Here is a 25,098-nt window from a genome sequence, read left to right on the forward strand (position 1 = left end):
TTCAGTTGATGTCCGGACGTCCTTGTTGATCCGAACACCCCGCAGACCCATCAGGAGCCTGCACTTACTCGACCTTTGTTCAAGGTCACTACGCCAGCCAGCACGTCAAGCCGGTGGCACCTTTGATTCAGAAGCCGATCAGGCTTTCTTGGGGCGCTTGGCGCCGTACTTGGAGCGCGACTGCTTGCGGTCTTTCACGCCTTGCAGGTCAAGCGAGCCGCGAACGATGTGGTAGCGCACACCCGGCAAGTCCTTGACACGACCGCCGCGCACGAGCACGACCGAGTGCTCTTGCAGGTTGTGGCCCTCACCCCCGATGTAGGAGATGACTTCGAAGCCGTTGGTCAAGCGGACTTTGGCCACCTTGCGAAGTGCCGAGTTCGGCTTCTTCGGCGTGGTGGTGTACACGCGGGTGCAAACACCGCGACGCTGCGGCGAGTTCTCCATGGCCGGGCTCTTGGATTTGGTCTTTTCGACCTCCCGGCCTTGGCGCACGAGTTGGTTGATGGTTGGCATTGAAAACGTCCCTAAACGTTTGAAAACAGCGAAGCCTTCCGGAAAATTCCGAAAAGCCCGCTAGTGTAGCACTCGCCGAAGTTGCGTGGCAAGCCGCGACCTGGTTCGCAACGGCTATCTACTGAATCCAGAGGCGAACGGCATCCCAGGCCCGGCCGAAAATGCCCGCCTCTTCCACGGTCTCCAGCACAGTGAGTGGAACCTCCACCACCGGCTGCCCCGCGGCTGTCGTCACCCGCAAAGTCCCGAGCGCCTGGCCCTTTTGAAGCGGCGCGACCAATGGCTCCGGGCGAACGACCTCAGACTTCAGACGAGCTCCCTCGCCAGCCGGAACGGAAACGACCACCCCCTCGGTACGCCCCAGCTTCACCGTGTCGGCCTTGCCCTTCCAGATCCGCGGCTCGGCGGCGGCCTGATTGGCGCCCAGCAATCGCACCGTATCGAATGCGGTGTAACCCCAGTTGAGCAACTTCTGCGATTCCGCCGCTCGTGCATTTTCACTGGTGGCCCCCAGCATCACAGACAACAGCCGACGTTGACCTGCGGCTCCGTCGCCCAATCCCGGCACCGGGCGTCGGGCGGTCGCCACCAGGCAATAGCCTGCCGCATCGGTGTGCCCGGTCTTGAGGCCATCCACCGTTGGGTCCCGAAACAGCAGGAGGTTGCGATTGGTATCGTTGGTCGCCGGTGTACCTGGATACCGATACCGCTGAATGGCGTAGTACCCCACGTATTGAGGGAAATCGTTCATGAGGCGCGACGCCAGTGTTGCGAGGTCGCGCGCCGTGGTGGTGTGGCCAGCTTCGGTCAGCCCCTCAGGATTGCGGTAGCCAGTCGCGTTCATGCCCAAGGCCTTGGCCTGCTGATTCATCAGCTCCACGAATCGCTCCACCGTGCCCCCCACGCCTTCGGCCAGGGCAACAGTTGCGTCATTGCCCGACTGCACGATCATGCCTTTGATCAGGTCTTCGACCGGAACCTGCATGCGGGGATCGATGAACATGCGCGAGCCAGGCATCTTCCAGGCACGCTCGCTGACGCCGAAGGTCTGTTGCAATGAAATCTTGCCAGCACGCAAGGCATCGAACACCAGGTAAGCCGTCATGAGCTTGGTCAGCGACGCCGGCTCCACCAAGGCATCCGGGTCTTTGCTGGCCAGGACTTGACCAGTCGTGACATCCAACAACAAGTAGGCACGCGCGGCTATCTCGGGAGGCTGCGGCATTTGAGCGGCAGCCGGCAGTGCGACACCCAGGCAAAGTGCAAGGCCGACAACGGCCGAGCGAAGGCGATTGATCAAAACAGAATCCTCATGTTGAAAAGGTTGCGAGCGTCAGGCGATCAAATGGCGTCGAACCAACTCTCGCAACAAAGGCAGTTGCCCATGAAAGAAATGACCGCCGCCAGGGACCACCGTCACTGGCAGTGACTGCGGGCGGGCCCAGTCCATGGTGGTCGACAGCGGCACGGTGTCATCTTGCTCGCCATGAACGATCAGTGTTTGCGGCCTGAGTTCCTCGGGCACCTCTGCAACGGCAAATCGGCTGGTGGCCGTCCCGATCAGCACCACATGGGTCAGATCGCGCCCTTGATCATGCAGGCGCCGCACGGCATGAGAGGTGACAAATGCGCCAAACGAAAAGCCTGCCAAAACCAGAGGGCCGCCCCCCGCTTCAGCGGCAACCACAGACAGCAAGTCATCCAGTTCGCCGCGCCCTTCGTCATATGCCCCTTCGCTGGCACCAATACCGCGAAAGTTGAAGCGAACAGCCCGCCGACCCGACAGCACGGCGGCTCGAGCCAGCGTCTGCACCACCTTGTTGGTCATGGTGCCACCGAACTGAGGGTGGGGATGGGCAATCACCGCCACCCCTGCGGCAGCCGACTCCGGCGTGTCAACGGCAACTTCCAGGGCCCCGGCAGGGCCTGATATCAGTCGCGTCTCGGATGTCGCAGCCACGTTATCGACCGACGTCGGGCGCCAAACGCAAGCGCTCGACGACCACGCCGTCTCGCAGATGGGAGCTCACGATCTCATCGACATCGGCCGCATCCACAAACGAGTACCAAACGGCCTCCGGGTATACCACGGCAACCGGCCCACCTGCGCATCGGTCCAGGCACCCCGCTCGGTTCACCCGCACCCCGCCGGGCCCGAGCAAGCCCATCGACTTGGCCAGCGACTTGCAGCGCGCAAACGCGTCTTCGGCTTTGTGGTCGCCGCAGCTCGGCTCACCGCCATCACGCTGGTTGAGGCAAAAGAAGATGTGGCGTCGGTAGTACGACGTGGCTTGGACTGGCTCAGACATCGGGCGATTTTAGGCCGGCAGACGATCTCTACCGGGTGAGCGCGCCAGCGCGCCCAAGCCATACACGATGGCAGCAAAGGGCCAGATCCAGGACAGCCACTGCGACAAACCATGGAAGCGAATGAACCGTCCTTGCTCCCAGATCTCAACCGACTGCGCAAAGTAGGGCACTTCGGGCGCCCTGTTGAGGACAGCCAGGGACACCCCCAAACACATCAGCATGATGGCCAGACACAAGCGCCTGGGTAGGAACGCCAACACCAAGGCCGCGCAAAACGCCACCACGACGCCAGCCTGAACGGGCTCCGTTGCCCAGGACCACGCGTGCGTGGGACCATAGGTCAGCGCCCCTGACAGCCCACCCACGCCCAAGGCAGCCAAGAAAAATGCCGCAGCGAACACCAGGCGGCGCCACCAAATGCGAAGGTCGCCAAACGCCATCAATAAAGGCGCCAACAGCCCAAGAGCGACACAAAACGCCTCGGTCAGCGGGCTCAAGGGATCGTTCGAAACCCCTTGTTCGGGCAGCCAATACATGAATGGGGTGTCCCACCACCATTCACCCAGCGTTTCGGCAACCCGGTCCCATACCTGACCGAGCCCGAATGGAACCGCCAACGGATAAAGCAAAGCCAAAGGCCACAACGCCACCAGCACCAAGCTGCCATACGCGCTCGCACCAAACCAACTTTCGCGCCACTGCGTCCAGCGCCGGACCATGCCGGTTTGGTCCAGGAAAACGGCCAGGAGAACGCCAACCAAAGCACCACCTGAATTCAGCAAAAAGTCCACGTTCGATGGGACGCGCGCCAACAGATAGGTTTGCGTGCTTTCGACGGCAGCCGACAGCACGGCAGGCATCAACAGACCCAACCACCAGACGCCACTGCGCCAGCCCAGGCGCATCGCGCCAAGTGCCAATAGAAGGCCCAAGGGCATGTACCCAGCGAAGTTGGCCCCAACATCAAACGCCGTCCAATACTGTGGCCACGGTGCCAGCAGCCAGGACCAGGGATCGACACCCTGAATGCGCCATCCTGAAAAAGGATAGAGGCTCGCGTAGCCGATCAAGGCGGCGTAGAGCACCGCCAGTGGCCAGGCCGACGACCTTACGACCATTCGTCCAAAGCCTCAGAGCGGCTTGACCACCGCCAGCACAACCGCCGCCAGCAAGAGCAGCACCGGCACTTCGTTGAACCAGCGATACCAAAGGTGCCCGCGACGGTCGCTCCCAACTTCAAAGCGCTTTAGCAAGCGTGCGCAGGCGTGGTGGTACCCCACCACCAGCAGTACCACCACCAGCTTGACATGCAGCCAGCCCGCACCCCGCCCGACACCAAACCCCAGCCACAGCCACACCCCAAACCCTATCGCCGGCGCAGCCAGCAAGGTCGTGAACCGCAACAGTTTGCGCGCCATGAGAAGCAGTCTTTCTCGCTCGGCCACGCTCTCCGGAGGCACCATCGCCAGGTTCACATAAATGCGCGGCAGATAAAACAAGCCAGCAAACCAGCTGGCCACAAACACGATATGGAAGGCTTTGACCCAGAGCATCGGGCCAGTGTAAGACGCCTGGCTTGTCCACACTCTGCGCGCAACGCATGGACAAAAAAAACCCGGCACAGGGCCGGGTTTGGAAGCCTTTTTGCTGTCACACACTAAGGCACCCGCTCAGGGAGGAAAAGCGGGGAGAGCCTTGCGGCTCCCGCCAAAATCATAGCGCATATGAAGAACAGAACCAAGCTCCCCCTGTTAGATTTGACAGGGGAACTTCGACAAGAATGTCACGACATGGCAGGCGAGCTGGGCGCCGAGACTTTTCATGGTCTCCATGTGCGACTGCCTGCCGAGCAAACCAGCCTACAGCCAGGCGCTGCGCCAGCTGGCCAACAAGTGTCCGTGGAGTGATGTTCCCGACAGCGAGGGGGCCCTCGCCGGCATCTGAGGCAAAGGTACCGAGGGAGATGTGACGTGCCAGCGGGCCGCTTCAAGCGGCAAGCTTCTCAAGTCTGGCCAAAGACGTTGAGAAGTCGCTGTGCTCGCGCGTGCCTTGGCGCAGAAATTCGTTGATGGCATCGCGTCGCTCGATGGCAACGTCGGCCACACGGTCAGAGCCCTTCTTGTACTCGCCCACTTTGATGAGGAGTTCCACCTCTTCGTACTTGGCGAGAAGCTCACGCACGCGCGCAGCGGCAGCCTTGTGCTTTGGCGCAACCAGCGCGTTCATGACCCTGGAGGCCGAGGCCAGGACGTCGATCGCCGGGTAGTGGTTGGCCGCACCCAACTTCCGGGACAGAACAATGTGCCCATCCAGAATGGAGCGCGTTTCGTCGGCAACGGGCTCCGTCATGTCGTCGCCCTCTACAAGTACGGTGTAGACCGGATGACCAACCAACGGTCGGTTCGGCTGAACAGTGGTGAAAGCGGACAAACGCGTGCGGCGTCATTGGCGTGCCAGGCCAGCGCCGCGCCGGCGAGAGGCCCTCCCGGCAAGCAGGTGGGAGACGCCAGCGCGTCAGCGCCGCGCCGACTGACAGCTCGCGCTCGTCTGGGCGAGCGTTCGAGCGCGATCGAGGCGTTCGGCCAGATCAGGGTGTGTGTCGGCCAGCGGAATGAGCGCGGAGTAGCTGCCTGGCGCGTGCAGCTTGGCCAGGGCGGTCGCCATGGCTTGCGGGGGGCGACCGGTCAGGCACAGCAACGCAATGGCGCGCTCATCGGCCTCCAGTTCCTGGTGTTGCAAGGTGAGCGCGGCGCTCCGGGCCAGCGGCGAGCTCGGGTTGAAGGACTCTCGCGCGAGCAGGGCGCGCATCTGCTCCACACCGTCGGGTGCTTGCTCCAGCGCCGACATGAGCGCACACACCTCGCCGAGCCCGTCGCGCGCCTCGATGTGAGCCAGTTCGTGCGCCAACACGGCGGCCAGTTCGTTGTCATCCAGGCCGAGGCGGCTGTCCCACAGCGCACTGGTCAGGATCACCAGGCCGTGGTCGGTGGCATAGGCGTTGGGCTCGCGGTCGACAAAGCCGATCAGGTGAACGGCCGGCCCCCGACGCAAGCGCTCGGATGCAGCGACGAGCGAGCGCAAGGTGGCGTGCAAGGACAGGGGCGCGGGCACCGGCTTGCCCTCAGCGACCATGTCGCTGATCTGCACTTCGTCCAGGTGGCGCTGCTCGTCGGCCCACGCCCGGTTGCGCATGCAGCGCTCGGCATCGGCGGCGATTGCCGATACACAAGTCAGCCCCAGCAGCACAACGAACAAACGTGATATACGGTTCATACCGTTTCTCCGATGCATCCTTGTACGCCGGCATCGGACGAAGCACCACCCGGGTTCACTCCACGGCGCCAATGGATCGACAGACGGTGATGGGTGATCGCATGAACGCCCCGGCCTGCCAGGGCGGTGCAAGGGCACCACGGCGATGCAAACGCGCCTCGGTCATGCACCAAAACTGGAAGCATGCAAACTAACTAGTACCTTGGTTCGCAAGCTGAGCGCATCGGCAGGCGTGGCACGGGTGGCACGGGGTTTGCGGAAGGGGGTGTTCATCGCCTTGGCAGCGCAGCCCGCTTGCCGCCATCGCCCACATCCCGACTGGAGTCTTTGCATGTCTTTGATCCGACGCCAATTCCTCACGCGCGCCGCCATCGCCACCAGCGTGGTCGGCGCCCCCGCGCTCGCCAACGCCCAGAGCGCCAAGTTCAACTGGAAGATGACCAGCGCCTACGGCAAAGGCTCGCCCTTCTACATGGACGGTCCCGGCAGCGCGACCGATCTGGCCAAGCGCATTCGCGAGATGTCCGACGGGCGCCTGAACATCCAGGTGTTCGGTGCTGGCGAGCTGATCCCGGCCTTCGAAGGCTTTGACGCGGTGCGCGCCGGCACGGTGGAGATGAACCACGCCAACAGCTACTTCTGGACTGGCAAGACCTTTGCCGCGCAGTACTTCACCGCCGTGCCTTTCGGCATGAACTTTCAGGGCATGAACGGCTGGCTCTACGACGGCGGCGGCATCGACCTGTGGAACGAGGTGTACGCGCCCTTCGGCATGGTGGCCATGCCTTGCGGCAATACCGGCGTGCAGATGACCGGCTGGTTCAAGAAGGAGATCAAGTCGGTCGCCGACTTCAAGGGCCTGAAGATGCGCATCCCCGGCCTGGCCGGCAAAGTCTACGCCAGCCTGGGTGTCGACGTGAAGGTGTTGCCGGGTGGTGAGATCTTCCCGGCGCTCGAGCGCGGCGTGATCGATGCGGCCGAATTCGTCGGCCCGTTCCAGGACCGTCGCCTGGGCCTGCAAAAAGCCGCAAAGTTCTACTACACCACCGGCTGGCACGAACCGGCAACCGTGTCCGAACTGCTCATCAACAAGGCCGCCTGGGACAAGCTGCCCAAGGACCTGCAGGCCATCGTGTCCAACGCCGCCGCGGCCTGCAACGTCATCAGCGAAGCCTGGTGCCAGAAGGCCAACTCGGAGGCGATGGACGACCTGGTGAAGAACCAGGGCGTGGTGGCGCGTCCGCTGCCCGACGACGTGATCAAGGCGCTCAAGACCGAGACCGACAAGGTGCTGGCCGACGCCACCAAGGACCCGATGGTCAAGAAGGTGCACGACTCGTACTTCGCCTTCAAGTCCAAGTACGACCGCTGGAGTGAAACCAGCGAAGAGGCCTACCACCTCAAAGTGCGCGGCTGAGCCGGAGAAGGTTGATGATCAAGCGCCTGCGGTCCGCCGCTGGCGCGATCGAGCGCGTGATCGACCGCTGTGGCGATCTCAGCGCGTGGATCGCGCTGCTCATGATCGGCCTGGTGGCCACCAACGTGGTGCTGCGCTACAGCTTCAGCCTGGGCTCGGTGTGGGCGCAGGAGCTGGAGTGGCACTTGCTGGCCGCGCTCATCCTCTTCGGCATGGGCTACGCCTTGCAGCGTGGCGACAACGTGCGGGTCGACATCTTCTATGCGCGCTATTCGCCCGGTGTGCGGCGCGTGGTCGACATCGTCTCGGCGCTGCTGCTGATTGCCATCGCGCTGGCGTTCATCCACCTCTCGTTGCGCTACGTCGGCCAGGCCTGGTCGATCAATGAGCAGTCGCCCGACCCGGGTGGCATCGCCTACCGCTGGGCGCTGAAGGCGCTGATTCCGCTGGGCTACGGGCTGCTGGTGCTGCAGCAACTGGCGCACCTGGTGCGCCTGCTGACGCCAACCGAACACGACGCGGAGCGCCCCGGTGTTTGAGCCACAGACCTACGCCCTGCTGATGCTGGGCGGCTTTTTCGTGATGCTGATGATCGGCGTGCCGGTGGCGGTGAGCATCGCCACCGTGGGCTTCGTCTTCGGCTACCTGGGCTTCGGCGACATCCTGTTCAACCTGCTGCCCGCGCGCCTGTTCGGCGTCGTCAGCGGCTACCAGTGGATGGCGATCCCGCTGTTCGTTTTCATGGGCGTGATGCTGGAGAAGTCGCGTCTGGCCGACGACCTGCTCGACGTCATCGGCCACCTCGCGGGCGGTGTGCGCGGCGGCATGGCGGTGGGCATCGTGCTCTTTGGTGTGCTCATGGGCGCCACCACCGGCATCGTCGGCGCCACCGTCATCACGCTGGGCCTGCTCACGTTGCCCACGCTGATCCGTCGCGGGCACCACCCGGCGCTGGCCAGTGGCCTGATCTGCGCGTCGGGCACGCTGGGCCAGATCATTCCACCCAGCCTGATCCTGATCCTGCTCTCGGACATCATGCAGCTGTCGGTGGGCACGCTGTTCGCCGCCGCGGTGGGGCCGGGTCTGCTGCTGGCCGGTGTGTACATCGCCTTCCTGTTGCTGGTGGGCTGGCTCAAGCCCAACCTGCTGCCACCTCTGCCCGAGGACGAACGCAACCAGGTGTCCTCGCGCGAACTGGCCTGGCGCGTGCTCAAGGTGGTGCTGCCCCCCATCGGCCTGGTGGTGTCGGTGCTGGGCTCCATCGTGGGCGGCATCGCGGCCCCCACCGAAGCCGCGTCGATGGGCGCGGTGGGCGCGGTGCTGATCACCGTGATCGCCCGCCGCTTCAGCTGGGCCACGCTCAAGGCCACCGCACTGGAGACCAGCAAGATCACCGCCATCATGATGTTCATCCTCATGCTGGCGCAGGTCTTCGCCCTGTCGTTTCGGGGCCTGCACGGCGAGTCGCTGATCGAGGAGATGTTCGAGCGTCTGCCCGGGGGCACGCACACCGCCATCTGGTTCATGCTGGCGATCGTCTTCGTGCTGGGCTTCTTCATCGAATGGGTGGAGATCAGCTACATCGCGGTGCCGCTGTTCCTGCCCATCCTCATCAACCTGGGCGCCGACCCGGTGTGGCTGGCGATGCTGATCACGCTCAACCTGCAGTCGAGCTTTCTCACACCGCCGTTTGGCTGGGCGCTGTTCTATCTGAAGGGCGTGGCGCCACCGGGTGTGCGCATTCAGGACATCTACCTCGGCGTGATCCCCTTCATCGCCATGCAGGCCCTGGCCCTGGTGCTGCTCTATCTGTTTCCGCAGATCGCACTGTGGCTGCCCAAGGCGATCGGCTGGTAGCGCAAGGCAAAGCTCCGCAGCGGCCGATGCGACACTCGCGCCTTTGCACCACAACACAGCGTCAGGAGACGTCGGGATGATTCATACCTTGCGAGCGGTGGGCGGCATGGCCGTGGCGCCACACCACCTGGCGGCACAGGCCGCGCGCGACGTGCTGCGCGACGGCGGCAACGCCATCGAGGCCATGGTGGCCGCCGCCGCCGCCATCGCCGTCGTCTACCCGCACATGAACGCCATCGGCGGCGACGGCTTCTGGGTGATCCACGAGCCCGGCCAGGCCCCGGTGGCCATCGAGGCCTGCGGACCCGCTGCCCAGCAAGCCACGCCGGCGTTCTACGCAGGCCTGGAACGCATCCCGTCGCGCGGGCCGACGGCGGCGCTGACCGTGGCCGGCACCATCAGCGGCTGGGCACGTGCGCTGGAAGTGTCGGCCCGCTGGGGCGGCGCGCTGGACCTGCCACGGCTGCTGGCCGACGCCATCCGCCACGCGCGCGACGGCATCGCCGTCACCGCCAGCCAGGCCGGGCTCACGCGCGACAAGCTGGGCGACGGCCTGGGCGACGCACCCGGCTTTCGCGACACCTACCTCATCAAGGGCCAACTGCCCCAGACCGGCCAGCTGCTGCGCCAGCCCGCCCTGGCCGACACCCTGCACCACCTGGCCACGCGCGGCCTCGACGACTTCTACCGCGGCGAACTCGGCGCGCGCATCGGCGCCGCCCTGCAACGCGTGGGCAGCCCGGTCGCTGCCGCCGACCTCTCGGACTACCAGGCCAGGCTGGTCGAGCCGCTGGCGGTGCGCCTGCACGACAGCACCGTCTACAACCTGCCGCCGCCCACGCAAGGCCTGTCCACGCTGATGATCCTGGGCCTGTTCGACCAGCTCGGCGTGCGCGATGGCGAAGGCTTTGCCCACCTGCATGGTCTGGTCGAAGCCACCAAGCGTGCCTTTCGCGTGCGCGATCGCATCGTCACCGACCCCGAGCACCTGCCCGAGGACCCACGCGGCTACCTGCAGCCCGCACGGCTGGCCGAACTGGCGCGCGACATCGAAGCGCAACGCGCGCTGCCCTGGCCCGAACCCAGCGCCGCGGGCGACACCATCTGGATGGGCACCATCGACCGCGAGGGCCGCGCGGTCAGCTTCATCCAGAGCGTGTACTGGGAGTTCGGCTCGGGCGTGGTGCTCGATGGCCTGGGCATCTGCTGGCAGAACCGCGGCACCAGCTTCTCGCTCGACCCGGCCGCGCTCAACACCTTGCAGCCCGGGCGCAAACCGTTCCACACGCTCAACCCGTCGATGGCGCTGTTCGACGATGGGCGCGTGATGCCCTTCGGCACCATGGGCGGCGAAGGACAGCCGCAGACGCAGGCCGCCGTGTTCACCCGCTACGCGCGCTTCGGTCAGCCGCTGCAGCAGGCCGTCAGCGCGCCGCGCTGGCTGCTGGGCCGCACCTGGGGCGCCACCAGCACGTCGCTCAAGCTCGAGAACCGCTTCGACCCGGCACTGGTGCAGACCCTGGCCGACGCCGGTCACGTGGTGGAAGTGTTGCCCGAGGGTTTCAGCGACACCATGGGTCACGCCGGTGCGCTGGTGCGCCACGCCGACGGTCTGATGGAGGGTGCGAGCGATCCGCGCAGCGACGGCGCGGTGGCCGCGGTCTGACCGTGGCCTGACCGCGCAAGGCTTCAGCGCAGGCGCTGCACCTCGAGCGCGCTCACGCCACCGGCCTGGTTGCCCCAGGCCTGGCGCACATAGCTGGCCACGGCCGCAACCTCGGCGTCGCTGAGCAAGCTGCGAAACGGCGGCATGCCCCAGGGCTGAGGGTGTGCGCTGGTGCTGGCACCAAAGCCACCGTCCAGCACCCAACGCACCAGGTTCACCGGCGCCGCCTGCGTCACCACGCGGTTGCCCGCCAGCGGCGGCCAGGCCCAAGGGCCGTTGAGGGACGCGCCCTCGGCCCAGGTGCCCTCGCCGTTGCTGCCGTGGCACTGGGCGCAACGGTCCTTGTAGAGCAAGGCGCCGGCTTGCAGCACGCTGGGCTCGGCGGGTTTGTCCTCGCGCGGGGTGGTCTCGCGCGGCAAGGCCCTGAGGTAGCTGGCCATGGCCAGCAGCTGCGCCTCGGGCAGGTGTTGCGTGCCGTCGCGCACCACCTCGGCCATGGGCCCGGCAGCGCTGGCGTGGCCATTGCGGCCATCGCGCAGCAGGGCCAGCACGTCGTCGACCGACCAGTCCTGCACGCCCGCTTCCTTGGGGTCGCGCAGGGACGGCGCCCACCAATGGCCATCGGGCATGAGACCGCCACCCAACGCCTGCCCCGGGCTCTCCAGCGGCCCGGGCGCTCGGTGGCAAGCGGCGCAGTGGGCCACGCCCTGCACCCACCAGGCGCCCTGCGCCACCGGGTCCGCAGCCGATGGCTCGGGCACAGGCTCGGCCGGTTGAAAGAACAGGGCGCGCCAGGCCGCCAGCGCCAAGGGCTGGTCGTAGGGGAAACGCAGGTGGTGTGGCTCGCGCGGTCGGTCCACCGGGGGCAGCGTGCGCAGGTAGACGAACAAGGCGTCGGTGTCGCTGCGCGGCAGGCGCGTGGTGTGCAGGTAAGGGAACGCCGGGTACAACAAGCGCCCGTCGTGCGACTGCCCCTGGTGCAGGGCGCGGTGGAACTGCGCCGCCGTCCAGTCGCCCAGCCCGCTGGTGTGCGGCGTGAGGTTGCTGCTGACGATGGCGCCAAAGCGCGTCTGCACCGCGTGGCCGCCGGCCCAGGGCGCACCAGCGCGTGCCGTGTGGCACGCCATGCAGTTGCCCGCGCTGGCCAGCAGGCGACCGCGCTCGACCAGCGCCGGCGTGGCCACCGGCTCGGGCCCGGCGTCCAGCGGCGCAGGTCGCAGGGTCATCCACACGCGCACCGCAAAGACGCCCATGGCCAGCAACAGCACCACGGCCAGACCCCACAGCACACGGCGCGTCATCGCACACCCCCGAGATCGCTGCCACACGCAAGCGGCAGCGGCGCCGGCAGCCGATCGGCCGGCTTGGCGTCGGTCGGCACCGGTTGTGCGGCCAGCCAGCTGGCCACGGCGCTCACATCGGCGCCGTCGAGCTTGCGCGCAATGTCGCGCATGCAGTCGGGTGCGCTGGCGTGTCGCAAGCCGTTTTGCCAGCCGCCAAGCTGTCCGACCAGGTAATCGCGCGGCAGACCCAGCAAACCGGGGATGGCCGGCTTCACGCCGGTCATGCGCTCGCCGTGGCAGCTGCTGCAGGCCGGCAGGCCGCGCGAGGCATCGCCCACGCGCACCAGCTGCTCGCCGCGCGCGCGTTGCGCGGGCGTGCCCTGCGCCTCGGCCGGGGGTGGGTAGGGCAACTCCAGCGAGGCAAAGTAGGCCGCAATGGCGCCCAGGTAGGCGTCGTCCAGGTGGTCCAGCAACGAGGCCATGCCCACCGCCTGGCGCCGACCCGCCTGGAAGTGCCGCAACTGGTTGTGCAGGTAGCCGGCCGGCTTGCCCGCGATGCGCGGAAAGTAGCCGTCGGGTGTGGCCCGGCCTTGCTTGCCGTGGCAGGCGGTGCAGGCCAGCACCCGGTTGGCCAGGGTGTCGGCTGCGCGTTGGGGCGTGGGGGGTGTCTGCGCCTGGGCACTGTGGGCCAGCAGCGCCAGCACCAGGCAAGACCATCGGATCAGGGTTCGCATGTCGCCGCCGACGCTAACACAGCGGCCGCCATGCTCTGCACAATGGGCGCCCATGTCCGAACCCATCGACCCCACCCGCTGCCCGCTGTGCGGCGGCGACAACCGCTGCGCCATGGAGCTGGAGAAAGCCACCGGCCAGCCGCAACCGGCTTGCTGGTGCGTCGACGAGACCTTCACCCCCGAACTGCTGGCCAGGGTGCCGGCCGCCGCCAAGGGCAGCGCCTGCCTGTGCATGGCCTGCGTGCGCGCCGCCCTGGACGCGGCCCGCCGCGACGCCTCGCAACAACCCTGAGGCCCCGCACCACGGGCAGCATGCCTATGATCGGGGCCGCGGCGCCTTCGAGCAGCGCCCGCCCGCATGAGCACACCACCCACCCCCGACGACACCAGCCTGGCCGCGCTGCGCGCGCGCTATGGCGAACGCTACCGCTGGCTGCTGCTGCTGGCGGTGATGGTGGGCACCATGGCGTCGATCATGTCCTCGACCATCGTCAACGTGGCCATCCCCGACATGAGCCAGCACTTCACGCTGGGCCAGGAGCGCGCGCAGTGGGTGACCTCGGGTTTCATGGCGGCCATGACCGTGTCCATGCTGACCACGCCCTGGCTGCTGGCGCGCTATGGCTATCGCACCACCTTCTCGGGCTGCATGTGGCTCTTGCTCATCGGCGGCACCGCTGGCGGCCTGGCCAACCACTTTCCGCTGGTGCTGGCCGCGCGCGTGGCCGAGGGCCTGGCGGCCGGCGTGGTGCAGCCGATCCCCGCCATCATCATCCTGCGCGCCTTCGAGCCCAACGAGCAGGGCCGCGCCAGCGGCATCTTCGGCATGGGCGTGGTGCTGGCGCCGGCCATCGGACCCAGCGTCGGCGGCGTGCTGGTCGACCTGTTCGGCTGGCGCTCGATCTTCTTCATGGTCGTGCCCTTTTGCATTGCCTGCCTGTGGATGGCGCGCAAGATCATCCCGACCACGGCCCCCGGTGGCGGCGCCGCCAACCCCGACGGCGCGGCGCTGGACTGGCGTGGCCTGTTGCTGGCCGCCGCCGGCACGCTGTGCCTGCTCAACGGCCTGGTGGAACTGCAAGGGGGCACCGCCGCCACCGCAGTGGCCCTGATCGCCCTGGCGGCGGCGCTGCTGGTGGTCTTCATCTGGCTGGAGCGGCGCATGCTCAAGCGCCGCCAGCACCACCAGGGCGTGGACCCGCTCATGAACCTGAGCCTGTTTCGCGACCGGCGCTTCGCCATGGGCAGCGTGGTGGCCTTCACCTATGGCGTGGCGCTGTTCGGCTCGACCTACCTGCTGCCGGTCTACATGCTGATGGGGCTGGGCCTGTCGGCCTCATACGTGGGCACCATCCTGCTGCCGGCCGGGCTGGTGCTGGCCATCACCATCGCCGTCGTCGGGCGCCTGGCCGACCGCCAACCCACGCACCGGCTGGTGAGCATCGGCGTGCTGCTGCTGGCGGCCTCGTTCGCGCTCATGCTCACCATCGACATCGACCACGCGCCGCGCATCATTCCGCTGCTGGTGCTGTGGGCCATCCTGGGGCGCATCGGGCTGGGCTTCATCCTGCCCTCGCTCAACATCGGCGCCATGCGCGGCATCGATCGCACCCACATCCCGCAAGGCTCCAGCGTCATCAACTTCCTGCGCATGCTGGGTGGCGCGGCCGGCGTGAGCCTGTGCGGCATCTTTCTGGAGTGGCGGGTGGCCGCGCACGGTGCGACGCTGGACACCACCAGCACCTCGCCGCAGCGGGTGGCCGCCTTCGACGAAACCTTCCTGCTGCTGGCGGTCATCTGCGCGCTGGCACTGCTGGCCGCCATGCGCCTGAAGCCGGCGCGCGACGCACAATAGCCGCCATGTGCCAACTGCTCGGCCTCAACTGCGCCACCCCGACCGACGCCACCTTCAGCTTCACCGGGTTTCGCGAACGCGGGGGCCACACCGACCACCACGCCGATGGCTGGGGCATCGCCTTCTTCGAGGGCAAGGGCCTGCGGCTGTTCCTCGATCACCAGAGCGCGGCCGAGTCGCCCATGGCGCAGTTCCTGCAGGCCTACCCACTCAAGAGCCGCAACATCATTGCCCACGTGCGCAAGGCCACGATCGGCGAAGTGGCGCTCGAGAACGCCCACCCATTCGTGCGCGAACTGTGGGGGCGGCAATGGGTGTTCGCGCATAACGGCGACCTCAAGGACTACGAGCCGCATCTGCACGCCCACTTCCGACCGGTGGGCACCACCGACAGTGAGCGCGCCTTTTGCTGGCTGATGCAGGAGCTGCACAAGTCGCACGCCGCCCTGCCCAGCGTTCACGAGCTCGGCCACACGCTGCGCGAACTGATTCCGCAGGTCACGCCCTACGGCAGCTTCAACTTCCTGCTCTCCAATGGCGAAGCGCTGTGGGCACACTGCAGCACCCACCTGCACTGGCTGGTGCGCCAACACCCCTTCCAGCAGGCCACGCTCAAGGACTGCGACTGGACCGTGGACTTCGCCTCCGTGAACCAGCCGGGCGACCGCGCGGCCGTCATCGTCACCACACCACTCACCAGCGACGAAGCCTGGACCGCCTTTGCGCCAGGCGAGCTCAAAGTGTTCGTCGACGGTGTGGCCATCGAATAGTGCCCAAGGCAGCGTCCCCGGGCCAACCCTGATGCCCGGGCGACGCGCCGGGGTACCCCCCCAGACTATCATCCCGCGGTGCCCTTCGGGGCTCGCTGCGTACACCAACACCGGAGACAACCATGCAACGACGCCATTTGATCGCCGGCGGCATCGCCGCCGCGACCCTGCCCAGCTTCAGCTTTGCGCAGGGCCTGGAAAAGCCCAAGGCCACCATCGCCGTGGGCGGCAAGAACCTCTTCTATTACCTGCCGCTCACCATTGCCGAGCAGTTGGGCTACTTCAAGGACGAGGGCCTGGACCTGACCATCGTCGACTTCGCCGGTGGCTCGCGCGCCTTGCAGGCCGTGGTGGGAGGCAGTGCCGACGTGGTCTCGGGCGCCTTCGAGCACACCATCAACATGCAGTTCAAGGGTCAGCCCATGCGCGCCTTCGTGCTGCAGGGCGCGGCACCGCAGATCGTGCTGGGCATCAACCCCAAGACCATGCCCAACTTCAAGAGCGTGGCCGACCTCAAGGGCAAGAAGATCGGCGTGACCGCGCCGGGCAGCTCGACCAACGTCATGGCCAACTACGTGCTGGCCGGTGCGGGCCTCAAGCCCAGTGACGTGAGCTTCGTCGGCGTGGGCGCGAGCAACGGTGCCGTGGCCGCCATGCGCGCCGGCCAGATCGACGCCATCAGCAACCTCGACCCGGTGATCACGCTGCTGCAGCGGTCAGGCGACCTCAAGATCGTGGCCGACACGCGCAATGTGAAAGAGGCCGAAAAGATCTTCGGCGGCCCCATGCCGGCCGGCTGCCTGTACTGCCCGCAGGCCTTCATCGACAAGAACCCGAACACGGTGCAGGCCATGGCCAATGCCATGGTGCGCGCGGACAAGTGGATCCAGCAGGCCGGCCCCGGCGACATCATCAAAGTGGTGCCCGAGAGCTACCTGCTGGGCGACCGCGCCATCTACATCGACGGCTTCCTGGCGGCGCAGAAAGCGCTCTCGCCGGACGGCATGTTCCCAGCCAAGGGCGCCGAGACCGCGCTCAAGGCGCTGTCCAGCGTCGACGCCAAGATCGCCGAGGCCAAGCTCGACCTGGGCGCGGTGTTCACCAACAACTTCGCGCAAAAGGCCAACGCCAAGTACCCGAAGGGATGACATGACCGCGGCGATCGAACTGCAGGACGTTGCCTGCACCTTCATCAGCAAGGACGCACCCGGCCAGCGCTACACGGCGGTGGACGAAGTGAACCTCACGGTGGGGGCGGGCGAGTTCGTCAGCGTGGTGGGGCCCACCGGCTGCGGCAAGAGCACCTTGCTCAACGTCGCGGCCGGTCTGCTCGAACCCAGCAAGGGCAGCGCGCGCATCTTTGGCGAGCCACTCAGCGGCATCAACGCGCGCGCGGGCTACATGTTCCAGGCCGAAAGCCTGATGCCCTGGCGCACCGCCTTGCAAAACGTCATGGCGGGCCTGCAGTTCCGCGGTGCCAGCGACGCCGATGCGCGCGAGCAGGCCGACGCCTGGTTGCGCCGCGTCGGCCTGGGCGGCTTTGGCGACCGCTACCCGCACCAGATGAGTGGTGGCATGCGCAAGCGCGCCTCGCTGGCGCAGACCCTGGTGCTCGACCCCGACATCATCCTGATGGACGAGCCCTTCTCGGCACTCGACATCCAGACCCGCCAGCTGATGGAGAACGAAGTCCTGCAGCTGTGGGCCGAAAAGAAAAAGGCGGTGCTGTTCATCACGCACGACCTGGACGAAGCCATCGCCATGAGCGATCGCGTGGTGGTGATGTCAGCCGGCCCGGCCAGTCGCCCCATCGGCGACTTCAGCATCGACATGCCGCGCCCCCGCGACGTGGCCGAGGTCAAGACCACGCCACGTTTTCTGGAGCTGCACGCCGCCATCTGGGCCGTGCTGCGCGACGAGGTGCTCAAGGGCTACCAGCAACAACTGCAGAAAGCGGCCTGATCGCGCATGTGGAACCTCATCAAACCTCGGCAGGGCAACTTGCGCCTGTGGCAGCTGGCGCTGCTGGCGCTCATCTTCGTCTTCTGGCACCTCATGACCGCGCCCGGTGTGGTGCCGCCCTTCATGTTCGACAACGACCGCCAGGCGGCGTTCTTCTTTGGCGAGCCGCTGAAGATCTTCGCGCGCATCTGGGCCTGGTTCGTGGGTGACGCCGACATCTACGTGCACCTGTGGGTCACCCTGGCCGAGACCGTCATGGCCTTCGGCATCGGCGCGGTGTTCGGCCTGGCCGGTGGCTTGTGGCTGGCGCTCTCGCCCATGGCCTCGGCCATCCTGGAGCCCTACATCAAGGCGCTCAACGCCATGCCCCGCATCATCCTGGCGCCGATCTTTGCCGTATGGTTCGGCCTGGGCATGGGCTCCAAGGTCGCGCTCGGCGTCACGCTGGTGTTCTTCATCGTGTTCTTCAACGTCTACCAGGGCGTGAAGGAAGTCAGCCCCGTGGTGCTGGCCAACGCCCGCATGCTGGGCGCCAACCAGCGCCAGCTGCTGCGCCACGTGTACCTGCCCAGCGCCACCAGCTGGGTGTTCAGCTCGCTGCACACCAGCGTGGGCCTGGCCTTCGTCGGCGCCGTGGTCGGCGAATACCTGGGGTCGGCCCAGGGCGTGGGCTACCTGATCCTGCAGGCCGAAGGCCAGTTCGACATCAACACCGTGATGGCCGGCATCCTGGTGCTCACCAGCTTCGCGCTGGCGCTCGACGCAGCGGTGGGCCGCATCGAAAAGGGCCTGATGAAGTGGCAGCCCAAGGCGGGCGAGACGGAAAAACTGTAGCCAGGGCTGTTCTTCGGAGCCTCAGATACCCCAACCCGTTATCCCCAGGCGCGCTGCCTAGCATGCGGGTCCATTCGGGGGCACCGTCGACCCCTGAAGGCACATCAGGGGAGACACCATGGCCACCGCGCTGAAAGCCGTCAGCAAAGAACACAAGGCACCACCCGCAAGCGATCTGTTTGCGGGCGCATCCACCCGGGATGTCCTCGGGTCCACCCACACCGACGAACTGGTGATTGCCCTGTGCGGCCCCATCGGCTCACCCTTGCACGAGGTGGCCGACAAGTTGCGGGACATGCTGCGCAGCACGTTTTCCTACGAGGCTTGCCGGGTGGTTCGGCTGAGCCAGTTCATCGAGGAACACGCCAAGCGCGCCAGTCGCTCCATCCCGGACACGCCAGCCGAACGCCGCCACGCCCTGATCGATATTGGTGACGAGATGCGCAGCGTCTACGGCGCCAGCGTGTTGGCCGAGCTGGCGGTGCACGAAATCCGGGTCGATCGGGAGCTGAACGCGCGGGACCAGCAAACACGCCAGTACCTGCCCCGCCGCGCCTGCCACATCATTGACTCAATCAAAAACCAACAGGAGCTTGAACTGCTGCGCACCGTGTACCGCGAGGCGCTGTACGTCGTCGGTGTGTTCGCCCCGGTCAGCGCACGCGAGCAGTCCTTGCGCACCCAGGGCCTGGACAACGCGGCCATTGCCATGCTGATGGACCGCGACTCGGGCGAAGAGCGCGACGACGGTCAGACCGTGCAGGAGACTTTCCCGCAGTGCGATTTCTTCTTGCGCATGGACACCAACACCGAGACCCAGTTGCGCGCACGCGTCGAGCGCTTCCTGCATCTGGTACTGGGCACGCAAGTCATCACACCGACGCGGGCCGAGACCGCCATGTATGCCGCCGCGTCGGCGGCCAGCAACTCGGCCTGCCTGTCGCGCCAGGTGGGCGCTGCCGTCACTGACCAGGAAGGCGAAGTCCTTGCCATTGGATGGAACGATGTGCCGCGCGCGTTTGGCGATCTCTATGTCAGCGAGGTGGCTCGAGCGGGCGGCACGGGCAGTGCGGGCGAAGATCTGCGGTGCTGGAACTTCGGTGGCAAGTGCTACAACGACGAGGAGAAGGACCTCCTCGCCGGGCATGTGGTGGACGCGCTGGGTGATCTGGTCACGGCGGGGCACCGCCAGGCGGCACTCGACCGCGTGAAGGGCAACCGAAAACTTCGGGGTTTGATCGAGTTCTCACGCTCGATCCATGCAGAGATGCACGCCATCCTCACCGCACTGCGCCAGAAGGGAGACCGCGTTCGTGGCGGCAAGTTGTTCGTCACCACCTACCCCTGCCATTCGTGCGCGCGCCACATCATTGCCGCCGGCATCACGGAGGTTTACTACATCGAACCCTACAAGAAGAGTCTGGCCATCCGGCTGCACGGCGATGCCATGACCGAAAGTGAGGAGGCCAGCGACAAAGTCCGTTTGCTGCCCTACGACGGCGTGGCGCCCACCCGTTTCCTGAGTCTGTTCAAGATGAAACCCGACTCGCGCAAGCGCAACGGCAAAGTTATCCGCCTCGCACCGGATCAGGGAACACCCAAGGCCGAGAAGAGCCTGGAAGCCTTGCCGGCCCTGGAGGCCTTGGTCGTAGAATCCCTGCGGCGCAAGAGCCTGGTGGAAGACCCATCACCCGGAGACGCAAACCATGAAGATTCAGGTCCAACTCCCGCTTGATTTTTCCGCCCACGACGGCGTCGAGCCACAGCCTCGCCACACGGCCCGTGTCGTCGATCTGGGTGTCGAGCGAGAGGCCCGGCAACGTCGCCGGATGGCACGCGCCTACGCCGACATCGCCGAATCGGTTCGCCATCTGACCGAATCCTCCCGACGCGGCGCCACCACGCTCAGCCGCGGCAAGTGACCCCGGGTGACGTCGTGACTGTGTCGAGATCGTCACGACCTGACCGAACAACCTCTCCCGGCGCATCCAAGCCGTCGGACAATGCGCCACATGCAGGCGCATGCCTCCCTTCCTCCAGCCGCTGACCGTTCCGCTTCTCGGGCGCGTGCGTTGACGCGCCCGACGCCCTTGGGTGTCGGTCACACCCAGGTGGAGGGCGCTTGACCTCTCAGGAGACCGGCACAAACACCAGGCCGCTGACTGAGCGCCAGCCCATGCTGGCCTTGCCGCCCTCGTTGGCGCGCCGCTGGCACCGCGGTCTGTGGTGGCGATCGGAGCCCAAACGGCTCAGCACGGCCACCGTGCTGTCGCTGCTGGCGCACGCGCTGCTGCTCAGCCTGAGTTTCGGTGGTCAGGGCCTGGGCCTTCCCGGATTGGGGCTGCCCTGGAACGAGCGTCGCGCAGAGGTTCCCGATGCGGCCTCGCCAAGCGCTTCCGCGGACACCGCCACCGCGGGCGATCGCGCGCTCACCACCACGCCCGCAAACCCCACGACGTCGACGCAACGCAGCGCCTCGCCAGCAGGACGGCCAGGCGCCCTGTCGGTACTGGACTACGCCGAGTTGCAGGCGCGACGCGAAGCCGCCGCGAAACGCGAGGCCGCGCGCATCGCCGCCCTGGAGGCCGAGGCCAGGCGCCAGGCCGCCGCCCGACGCGAGGCCGCACGCCAGGAGGCACGGCGCCAAGAGGCCATTCGCCAGGCGGCTGCCGCCAAGGCGCAGGCCGCGCGTCAGCGCGCGGCGCAACAAGCAGCTCAAAAGGCAGCTCAACGGGCCGCCGAGCAACTCGCCAGGCAGCAGGCAGCGGCGGAGCGGGCACTGGCCGAGCAGCTGGCTACTGCACGACAAGCCGAAGCTGCGCGCGCCGAGACCGAACGCGTAGCGCTCGCACAGCAGGAGGCGCAACGCCAGGCCGCTGCTCAAGCAGAGGCCGCCCGCACCGAGGCTGAGCAACAAGCACTCGTGCAGCAGGAGGCGCAACGCCAGGAAGCGGCGCGACAAGCCACCGCACAAGCCGAAACAACGCGTGCCGAAGCCGAGCGACAAGCGCTTGCACAACAGGAGGCTCAGCGACAGGAGGCAGCACGACAGGCCGCCGCACAAGCAGACGCTGCGCGTGCCGAGGCCGAGCGACAAGCCCTCGCGCAGCAGGAAGCCCAACGCCAGGAGGCAGCACGACAGGCCGCCGCGCAAGCCGAAGCAGCGCGTGCCGAAGCCGAGCGACAAGCCCTCGCGCAGCAGGAAGCGCAACGCCAGGAGGCGGCGCGACAAGCCGCCGCACACGCCGAAGTAGCGCGTGCCGAAGCCGAGCGACAAGCGCTTGCACAACAGGAGGCTCAGCGACAGGAGGCAGCACGACAGGCCGCCGCGCATCAAGCCGCAAGCCAGCGCGCGGCTGACGCGGCTGCTGCCAGTGCAGCGGCCGCTCGTGCGGCCACCAACTCAACCAGCGCTGCCGGCTCCGCCACCCAGAGCGCGTCGACAACCACCGCCACCGGCGCTCCCACAGCGCCTGCGGGCACGCCAGGCAACACGCCCAGCTCAGCCAATGGCCAGGACACCGCTGCCGCGGATGCCGCCTACGAGGCCCTGCGCGAGGAGCGCTTGCGCGCCATTGGGCGCCAGTTGATGGAAGAAGCCGCCCAACGCGAGGCCGAAGAAGCCGCCGCGCAGCGCAATCCCCAGGCCAGCCCGCTCAGGCGCGTGCGCCTGTTCGGCCGCGCCCACGCCAACCCCGACCTCGTGCGCTACGCCGAGGCCTGGGCCTGGAAGATCCAGCGCAACATGACCATCGACTTGGTGCGCCCGCTCATCCAGCAGCCGCACAGCGACCCGGTGGTGCGCGTTGCCGTGCGCAGCGACGGCACGGTGGAGTCCGTGACGTTCGAGCGCTCCAGCGGCCTGCCCGCACTGGACCAGGCGATTCAGCGCATCGTATACAGCCAGGCCGCCTACGAGCGCTTTCCGGCGGGCCTGGCCAATCAGTACGACGTGATCGAAATCCGCCGCAGCTGGCACTTCGATGTCGCCGTGCGTCTCTACTGACTGAGCGCCATTCCCGGCTGAGCGCTTTTACTGACGCCCGGCGTCGAACACCGGGTCGAGCTCCACCTGCAATGCCGTCGCCAGGTGGTTGGTTTTGGCCGCGAGACCGATGATGGCCATCAACTCGGCGTGCTGCGCACCACTCATGCCCTTGGCGCGCGCGGCCGCGGTGTGGGAGTGCACGCAATAGCCGCACCCATTGGCCACCGACACGGCGATGTAAATCAATTCTTTGGTCAGTGGGTCCAGCGTCGATGGCGTGGCCATCAGTCGCTTGACCTCGGCCCAGGTGGTCTCCAGCAAGGTCGGGTCAAAGGCCAGGGCCTGCCAGAGGTTGTTGACGAAGTCGGTTTTGCGGGTGGCGCGGATATCGTCGAACACCGCCTTCACGCGGGGATCGGATTGCGAATCTTTGATGGGGGCGACGGTGCTCATGGAAGTGACCTCCTGGGTGTCAGGCCATCGCTGCTTCGAGCGCGTCCACGAACATCGCCGGCACGTCGAAGCCGGTCTGCTGCTGGATCTCCTGGAAGCAGGTCGGGCTGGTGACGTTGATCTCGGTCACGCGGTTGCCGATCATGTCCAGCCCCACCAGCAACAGGCCACGCGCGGCCAGTACGGGCGCCATGGCTTCGGCCACGGCGCGGTCTTCGTCCCGCAGGGGCTGCGCCACGCCTTTGCCGCCCGCGGCCAGGTTGCCGCGCACCTCGGTGCCTTGCGGAATGCGCGCCAGCACAAAGGGCGCCACCTGGCCACCGATGAGCAGCAGGCGTTTGTCGCCTTGAACGATCTCGGGCAGGTAGCGCTGCACCATCACGCTGGTGGCGCCGCCCTGGTTGAGGGTCTCGACGATCGCGCCCAGGTTCAGGCCGTCGTCGCGCACGCGGAAGATGCCCATGCCGCCCATGCCGTCCAACGGCTTGAGGATCACGTCGCGGTGTTCGGCGTGAAAGGCGCGCACGTCGTCCGCCGAACGCGTGACCAGCGTGGGCGGCGCGTACTGCGGAAATTCCATCAGCGCCAGCTTCTCGGGGTGGTCGCGCAAGGCCGCAGGCTTGTTGAAAACGCGCGCGCCTTCGCGCTCGGCCTGCTCCAGCAAATGCGTGGCGTAGAAGAACTCGCTGTCAAAGGGCGGGTCCTTGCGCATGAGCACGGCGTCAAAGCCGGCCAATGCTTCACGGCCTTCGGCGGTGACGTCGAACCAATGGTCGAGCGCGCCGGTGAGGCGGATGTGTCGCAGCTGTGCCGTGACCCGGCCACCGCTCACCCACTGCATCTGGCGCGGCTCACAGGCCGCCAACGTGTGGCCACGCCGCTGCAGCTCGCGCATCATGGCGAAGGTTGTGTCCTTGTAGGTCTTGAAGGCTTCGAGGGGGTCGGCAACGACCAGGATTTTTTTGCTCATGAACGGAGGTCTTTCTTCGCGAGGCGGTACTGTTGCACAAAGAGCGCGACAGCGCCGGCCACCACCCCCCAAAAGGCCGAGCCGATGCCGGCAATCACCACACCGCTGAGCGTGACCAGAAAGGTGATGAGCGCGGCCTCGCGGTGACGGTCTTCCTGCAGCGCGGCGTTCAAACCGCTGCCGATGCTGCCCAGCAGCGCGATGCCGGCAATGGCCATGACAAGTTCGCGGGGAAACGCGATCAGCAAACCGGTGACCAATGCACCCACCAGGCCAATGGCCACGTACAGCGCGCCGCACACCACCGCAGCGGTGTAGCGCTTGTGGCGATCGGGGTGCGCCTCGGGCCCCATGCAGATCGCCGCGGTGATGGCCGACAGGTTGAGCGCAAACGCACCGAAGGGCGCCAGCACCAGGGTGGCGATGCCGGTGACGGTGAGGATGCGCGAGATCGGCATGTCGTAGCCCGCCGCGCGAATGGCCGCCACGCCCGGCAGGTTCTGCGAGGCCATGGTGACGATGAACAGCGGCAACGCCAGGCTGGTGAAGGCCGCCAGCGTGAAGCTGGGCGCGGTGAACACCGGCACCGCCCATTCGAGCCGCAGTGCGCCGGCGTTGAAGCGGCCATCGATCACCACCTGTGCCACCCCCGCCAGCAGGGTGAGCACCACCGCGTAGCGCGGCGCCACGCGGCGCGCCAGCAAATACACCAGCAGCATCAGCACCACCAGCACCAACGCGGTCTGCGCAGCACCGAAGGCCTGCAGACCGAAGCGCGCCAGCACGCCGGCCAGCAAGGCTGCGGCAATCGGCATGGGGATGCGGTTCATCACGCGCTCGAACCAGCCGGTGGCGCCCGCCAGCGTGATGAGCGCGCCGCACACCAGAAAGGCGCCGATGGCCTCGGGCATGGAGAAGCCCCCCGCCACCCCGGCACTCGCCAGCACCGCCGCGCCCGGCGTGCTCCAGGCCACCATCACCGGTTGGCGCAGCACCAGCGACGGAATGGCCGAACACAGGCCCATGCCCAGGCCGAGCGCCCACATCCACGATGTGATCTGCGCCGGCGTGGCGCCAAAGGCCTGCGCGGCCTGGAACACGATGGCCACCGAACTGGTGAAGCCCACCAGCACCGCCACGAAGCCGGCGGTGGCGGCCGACACACTCAGATCACGGAAGAATCGCATCGCGCGATTCTGCTGGACCCGGG

The 25,098-nt window shown here is 66.8% G+C and carries 24 protein-coding genes and 2 pseudogenes; 13 read left to right on the plus strand and 13 right to left on the minus strand.

The genetic code is table 11. The features are described from left to right. Positions 1-138 precede the first annotated feature (138 nt). From rpsL to KF871_RS00235, 8 genes and pseudogenes are all read right to left on the minus strand, one after another. Positions 139-516, minus strand: coding sequence for a 30S ribosomal protein S12 (gene rpsL / locus KF871_RS00200; protein WP_291136532.1), 378 nt, complete (start codon positions 514-516; stop codon positions 139-141). A gap of 118 nt (positions 517-634) precedes the next feature. Then, on the minus strand, positions 635-1,741 hold the full coding sequence (locus KF871_RS00205; protein WP_291137373.1) for a D-alanyl-D-alanine carboxypeptidase family protein: 1,107 nt from the start codon (positions 1,739-1,741) through the stop codon (positions 635-637). 108 nt (positions 1,742-1,849) lie between these two features. Then, on the minus strand, positions 1,850-2,476 hold the full coding sequence (locus tag KF871_RS00210; RefSeq protein WP_291136535.1) for an alpha/beta hydrolase: 627 nt from the start codon (positions 2,474-2,476) through the stop codon (positions 1,850-1,852). A 1-nt stretch (position 2,477) separates the two neighbouring features. Further along, positions 2,478-2,825 (minus strand): (2Fe-2S) ferredoxin domain-containing protein, encoded by a 348-nt coding sequence (locus KF871_RS00215; RefSeq protein ID WP_291136538.1) that lies wholly within the window; start codon positions 2,823-2,825, stop codon positions 2,478-2,480. A gap of 9 nt (positions 2,826-2,834) precedes the next feature. Continuing rightward, positions 2,835-3,911 (minus strand): VanZ family protein, encoded by a 1,077-nt coding sequence (locus KF871_RS00220; protein ID WP_367171962.1) that lies wholly within the window; start codon positions 3,909-3,911, stop codon positions 2,835-2,837. Positions 3,912-3,956: 45 nt separating this feature from the next. Then, positions 3,957-4,379: a CopD family protein gene (locus KF871_RS00225; protein ID WP_291136544.1), complete on the minus strand. Its 423-nt coding sequence runs from the start codon at positions 4,377-4,379 to the stop codon at positions 3,957-3,959. Positions 4,380-4,812: 433 nt separating this feature from the next. Next, positions 4,813-5,205: pseudogene (locus KF871_RS00230) on the minus strand (EscN/YscN/HrcN family type III secretion system ATPase); the annotation flags it as partial. A gap of 135 nt (positions 5,206-5,340) precedes the next feature. After that, complete coding sequence (locus KF871_RS00235) at positions 5,341-6,099, minus strand: M48 family metalloprotease (RefSeq protein WP_291136547.1); 759 nt, start codon at positions 6,097-6,099, stop codon at positions 5,341-5,343. Between the two features lie 331 nt (positions 6,100-6,430). On the opposite strand from KF871_RS00235, the gene KF871_RS00240 reads away from it, so the two are divergent. The 4 genes from KF871_RS00240 to KF871_RS00255 all read left to right on the plus strand — a co-directional run bounded on the left by KF871_RS00240 (position 6,431) and on the right by KF871_RS00255 (position 11,039). Next, positions 6,431-7,516 (plus strand): TRAP transporter substrate-binding protein, encoded by a 1,086-nt coding sequence (locus tag KF871_RS00240; RefSeq protein ID WP_291136550.1) that lies wholly within the window; start codon positions 6,431-6,433, stop codon positions 7,514-7,516. Between the two features lie 14 nt (positions 7,517-7,530). Next, on the plus strand, positions 7,531-8,055 hold the full coding sequence (locus KF871_RS00245; RefSeq protein WP_291136553.1) for a TRAP transporter small permease subunit: 525 nt from the start codon (positions 7,531-7,533) through the stop codon (positions 8,053-8,055). Next, complete coding sequence (locus KF871_RS00250) at positions 8,048-9,373, plus strand: TRAP transporter large permease subunit (protein ID WP_291136555.1); 1,326 nt, start codon at positions 8,048-8,050, stop codon at positions 9,371-9,373. The genes KF871_RS00245 and KF871_RS00250 overlap by 8 nt, the downstream gene beginning before the upstream one ends. 76 nt (positions 9,374-9,449) lie before the next feature. Next, entirely contained in the window at positions 9,450-11,039 is a 1,590-nt protein-coding gene (locus KF871_RS00255; protein WP_291136559.1) for a gamma-glutamyltransferase family protein, read from the plus strand. A gap of 23 nt (positions 11,040-11,062) precedes the next feature. Here KF871_RS00255 and KF871_RS00260 read toward each other — a convergent pair whose 3' ends face one another. Both KF871_RS00260 and KF871_RS00265 read right to left on the minus strand, forming a co-directional pair. After that, positions 11,063-12,340: a cytochrome c gene (locus tag KF871_RS00260; RefSeq protein WP_291136562.1), complete on the minus strand. Its 1,278-nt coding sequence runs from the start codon at positions 12,338-12,340 to the stop codon at positions 11,063-11,065. After that, positions 12,337-13,056, minus strand: coding sequence for a cytochrome c4 (locus tag KF871_RS00265; RefSeq protein WP_291136564.1), 720 nt, complete (start codon positions 13,054-13,056; stop codon positions 12,337-12,339). Before KF871_RS00265 ends, KF871_RS00260 begins: the two co-directional genes overlap by 4 nt. 52 nt (positions 13,057-13,108) lie before the next feature. On the opposite strand from KF871_RS00265, the gene KF871_RS00270 reads away from it, so the two are divergent. The 9 genes from KF871_RS00270 (at position 13,109) to KF871_RS00310 (ending at position 22,483) form a co-directional block, all read left to right on the plus strand. Continuing rightward, positions 13,109-13,348, plus strand: a complete 240-nt coding sequence (locus tag KF871_RS00270; RefSeq protein WP_291136567.1) for a cysteine-rich CWC family protein — start codon at positions 13,109-13,111, stop codon at positions 13,346-13,348. Between the two features lie 66 nt (positions 13,349-13,414). Continuing rightward, positions 13,415-14,911 carry an MFS transporter gene (locus KF871_RS00275; protein ID WP_291136570.1) on the plus strand — a complete coding sequence of 499 codons (1,497 nt, stop codon included), beginning with the start codon at positions 13,415-13,417 and terminating at the stop codon, positions 14,909-14,911. A gap of 5 nt (positions 14,912-14,916) precedes the next feature. Further along, positions 14,917-15,681, plus strand: coding sequence for a class II glutamine amidotransferase (locus tag KF871_RS00280; RefSeq protein ID WP_291136573.1), 765 nt, complete (start codon positions 14,917-14,919; stop codon positions 15,679-15,681). A 122-nt stretch (positions 15,682-15,803) separates the two neighbouring features. Beyond that, positions 15,804-16,829 carry an ABC transporter substrate-binding protein gene (locus KF871_RS00285; RefSeq protein ID WP_291136575.1) on the plus strand — a complete coding sequence of 342 codons (1,026 nt, stop codon included), beginning with the start codon at positions 15,804-15,806 and terminating at the stop codon, positions 16,827-16,829. A 1-nt stretch (position 16,830) separates the two neighbouring features. After that, positions 16,831-17,643: an ABC transporter ATP-binding protein gene (locus KF871_RS00290; RefSeq protein WP_291136578.1), complete on the plus strand. Its 813-nt coding sequence runs from the start codon at positions 16,831-16,833 to the stop codon at positions 17,641-17,643. A 6-nt stretch (positions 17,644-17,649) separates the two neighbouring features. Continuing rightward, the gene (locus KF871_RS00295) at positions 17,650-18,477 is read left to right on the plus strand and encodes an ABC transporter permease (protein WP_291136581.1); all 828 of its coding nucleotides are present in this window, start codon (positions 17,650-17,652) and stop codon (positions 18,475-18,477) included. A gap of 118 nt (positions 18,478-18,595) precedes the next feature. Next, complete coding sequence (locus tag KF871_RS00300; protein WP_291136584.1) at positions 18,596-20,212, plus strand: anti-phage dCTP deaminase; 1,617 nt, start codon at positions 18,596-18,598, stop codon at positions 20,210-20,212. Continuing rightward, positions 20,184-20,399 carry a hypothetical protein gene (locus KF871_RS00305; RefSeq protein ID WP_291136587.1) on the plus strand — a complete coding sequence of 72 codons (216 nt, stop codon included), beginning with the start codon at positions 20,184-20,186 and terminating at the stop codon, positions 20,397-20,399. Before KF871_RS00300 ends, KF871_RS00305 begins: the two co-directional genes overlap by 29 nt. A gap of 254 nt (positions 20,400-20,653) precedes the next feature. Beyond that, the gene (locus KF871_RS00310) at positions 20,654-22,483 is read left to right on the plus strand and encodes a TonB C-terminal domain-containing protein (protein WP_291136590.1); all 1,830 of its coding nucleotides are present in this window, start codon (positions 20,654-20,656) and stop codon (positions 22,481-22,483) included. A gap of 27 nt (positions 22,484-22,510) precedes the next feature. On the opposite strand, the gene KF871_RS00315 is transcribed toward KF871_RS00310, so the two are convergent. The 3 genes and pseudogenes from KF871_RS00315 to KF871_RS00325 form a co-directional block, all read right to left on the minus strand. Then, positions 22,511-22,918: a carboxymuconolactone decarboxylase family protein gene (locus tag KF871_RS00315; RefSeq protein ID WP_291136593.1), complete on the minus strand. Its 408-nt coding sequence runs from the start codon at positions 22,916-22,918 to the stop codon at positions 22,511-22,513. Positions 22,919-22,937: 19 nt separating this feature from the next. Continuing rightward, positions 22,938-23,888 (minus strand): glutathione synthase, encoded by a 951-nt coding sequence (gene gshB, locus KF871_RS00320; RefSeq protein WP_291136596.1) that lies wholly within the window; start codon positions 23,886-23,888, stop codon positions 22,938-22,940. Further along, positions 23,885-25,087: pseudogene (locus KF871_RS00325) on the minus strand (benzoate/H(+) symporter BenE family transporter); the annotation flags it as partial. The pseudogene KF871_RS00325 and the gene gshB, both read right to left, overlap by 4 nt. Positions 25,088-25,098 lie beyond the last annotated feature (11 nt).

The sequence above is a fragment of the Hydrogenophaga sp. genome (assembly GCF_019635465.1).
GTDB lineage: Bacteria > Pseudomonadota > Gammaproteobacteria > Burkholderiales > Burkholderiaceae_C > Hydrogenophaga.

Excerpts from the sequence above, each read along its gene's own strand:
- rpsL (WP_291136532.1), bottom strand. The coding sequence starts at position 516 with ATGCCAACCATCAACCAACTCGTGCGCCAAGGCCGGGAGGTCGAAAAG.
- KF871_RS00205 (WP_291137373.1), bottom strand. The coding sequence starts at position 1,741 with ATGCCGCAGCCTCCCGAGATAGCCGCGCGTGCCTACTTGTTGTTGGAT.
- KF871_RS00215 (WP_291136538.1), bottom strand. The coding sequence starts at position 2,825 with ATGTCTGAGCCAGTCCAAGCCACGTCGTACTACCGACGCCACATCTTC.
- KF871_RS00225 (WP_291136544.1), bottom strand. The coding sequence starts at position 4,379 with ATGCTCTGGGTCAAAGCCTTCCATATCGTGTTTGTGGCCAGCTGGTTT.
- KF871_RS00235 (WP_291136547.1), bottom strand. The coding sequence starts at position 6,099 with ATGAACCGTATATCACGTTTGTTCGTTGTGCTGCTGGGGCTGACTTGT.
- KF871_RS00240 (WP_291136550.1), top strand. The coding sequence starts at position 6,431 with ATGTCTTTGATCCGACGCCAATTCCTCACGCGCGCCGCCATCGCCACC.
- KF871_RS00245 (WP_291136553.1), top strand. The coding sequence starts at position 7,531 with ATGATCAAGCGCCTGCGGTCCGCCGCTGGCGCGATCGAGCGCGTGATC.
- KF871_RS00255 (WP_291136559.1), top strand. The coding sequence starts at position 9,450 with ATGATTCATACCTTGCGAGCGGTGGGCGGCATGGCCGTGGCGCCACAC.
- KF871_RS00260 (WP_291136562.1), bottom strand. The coding sequence starts at position 12,340 with ATGACGCGCCGTGTGCTGTGGGGTCTGGCCGTGGTGCTGTTGCTGGCC.
- KF871_RS00265 (WP_291136564.1), bottom strand. The coding sequence starts at position 13,056 with ATGCGAACCCTGATCCGATGGTCTTGCCTGGTGCTGGCGCTGCTGGCC.
- KF871_RS00270 (WP_291136567.1), top strand. The coding sequence starts at position 13,109 with ATGTCCGAACCCATCGACCCCACCCGCTGCCCGCTGTGCGGCGGCGAC.
- KF871_RS00275 (WP_291136570.1), top strand. The coding sequence starts at position 13,415 with ATGAGCACACCACCCACCCCCGACGACACCAGCCTGGCCGCGCTGCGC.
- KF871_RS00280 (WP_291136573.1), top strand. The coding sequence starts at position 14,917 with ATGTGCCAACTGCTCGGCCTCAACTGCGCCACCCCGACCGACGCCACC.
- KF871_RS00285 (WP_291136575.1), top strand. The coding sequence starts at position 15,804 with ATGCAACGACGCCATTTGATCGCCGGCGGCATCGCCGCCGCGACCCTG.
- KF871_RS00290 (WP_291136578.1), top strand. The coding sequence starts at position 16,831 with ATGACCGCGGCGATCGAACTGCAGGACGTTGCCTGCACCTTCATCAGC.
- KF871_RS00295 (WP_291136581.1), top strand. The coding sequence starts at position 17,650 with ATGTGGAACCTCATCAAACCTCGGCAGGGCAACTTGCGCCTGTGGCAG.
- KF871_RS00300 (WP_291136584.1), top strand. The coding sequence starts at position 18,596 with ATGGCCACCGCGCTGAAAGCCGTCAGCAAAGAACACAAGGCACCACCC.
- KF871_RS00305 (WP_291136587.1), top strand. The coding sequence starts at position 20,184 with ATGAAGATTCAGGTCCAACTCCCGCTTGATTTTTCCGCCCACGACGGC.
- KF871_RS00310 (WP_291136590.1), top strand. The coding sequence starts at position 20,654 with ATGCTGGCCTTGCCGCCCTCGTTGGCGCGCCGCTGGCACCGCGGTCTG.
- KF871_RS00315 (WP_291136593.1), bottom strand. The coding sequence starts at position 22,918 with ATGAGCACCGTCGCCCCCATCAAAGATTCGCAATCCGATCCCCGCGTG.
- gshB (WP_291136596.1), bottom strand. The coding sequence starts at position 23,888 with ATGAGCAAAAAAATCCTGGTCGTTGCCGACCCCCTCGAAGCCTTCAAG.